Origin of the sequence: Methylobacterium sp. J-048, assembly GCF_022829515.1 — a bacterium.
Taxonomy (GTDB): Bacteria; Pseudomonadota; Alphaproteobacteria; order Rhizobiales; family Beijerinckiaceae; genus Methylobacterium.
Genome location: NZ_JAKSYL010000053.1, coordinates 1 through 415 on the forward strand (window position 1 = coordinate 1; position 415 = coordinate 415).

Sequence of the window (415 nt, forward strand, 5' to 3'; positions counted from 1 at the left end):
CCGGCCGCACGTTCCAGACGCGCGCGGATGCGCGCGCCAGTGATGCTGGCGTGTATGCCAGCCACCGCACGCAGACGCTGGCCGCGCTCACTCCGTTCGTGCGTCAGGGTCTGGGCGCGCGAGACAGCCACGGGCCGTCCGGCTAGCTTGGCCGGGCGGTCGTGCGTGTGGGAGAGGGCGTCCATCTACCGCGTCCGCCCGTCGTCAGGCAGGTCCGGCGGAGGAAGTAGGCCGACGAGCGGATGATGGTCAGCAGGTTGTTGAAGTCGTGTGCCACGCCGCCGGTCAGTTGCCCGACCGCTTCGAGCTTCTGCGATTGCCGCAGGTCCTGCTCCATGTGCTCGCGCTCGACCGCCTCGGCGAGGAGCCGGGCGTTCGCCTGGGCGAGTTCGACGGTGCGGGCTGCAACCTGGCT

1 pseudogene is annotated in these 415 nt (G+C 70.6%); it reads right to left on the reverse strand.

The features are described from left to right. Positions 1-142 precede the first annotated feature (142 nt). Positions 143-415: pseudogene (locus MKL09_RS02460) on the reverse strand (histidine kinase); the annotation flags it as partial.